The following is a 692-nucleotide window of genomic DNA, read 5'->3' on the forward strand; positions in this document are numbered from 1 at the left end:
AAGACGCTGGTCTATCAGTACCTGCCGTCGCGCTACGGCATGAACCCGCGCGATCTGCGCCGCGCCGACGCGATCGAAGTCGTCGTCGGCCAGGGCGCCAAGCCCGGCGGCGGCGGCATGCTGCTGGGACAGAAGATTTCCGACCGCGTCGCCGAGATGCGCACGCTGCCCAAGGGCATCGACCAGCGCTCGGCCTGTCGCCACCCGGATTGGACCGGACCTGACGATCTCGAGATCAAGATCCTGGAGTTGCGCGAGATCACCGACTGGGAAAAGCCGATCTACGTCAAGGTCGGCGGCGCCCGCCCCTATTACGACACCGCGCTTGCCGTGAAGGCCGGCGCCGACGTCGTGGTGCTTGATGGCATGCAGGGCGGCACCGCCGCCACGCAGGAAGTGTTCATCGAGCATGTCGGCCAGCCGACGCTCGCCTGCATCAGGCCGGCGGTGAAGGCGCTGCAGGACCTCGGCATGCACCGCAAGGTGCAATTGATCGTCTCCGGCGGTATCCGCAACGGCGCCGATGTCGCGAAGGCCCTGGCGCTCGGCGTCGACGCGGTCTCGATCGGCACCGCCGCGCTTGTCGCGCTCGGCGACAACGATCCGCGCTGGGAGGAAGAATACCAAAAGCTCGGCGCCACCGCCGGCGCCTATGACGACTGGCATGAAGGCAAGGACCCCGCGGGCATCAC

General features: G+C 67.6%; 1 protein-coding gene. It reads left to right on the forward strand.

The annotated features are described in order from the left end of the window. Positions 1–692: FMN-binding glutamate synthase family protein (locus RFM40_RS33625; protein ID WP_320279065.1), on the forward strand; the 692-nt coding region annotated here is incomplete at both ends.

The organism is Mesorhizobium captivum, assembly GCF_033977165.1.
Taxonomy (GTDB): domain Bacteria; phylum Pseudomonadota; class Alphaproteobacteria; order Rhizobiales; family Rhizobiaceae; genus Mesorhizobium; species Mesorhizobium captivum.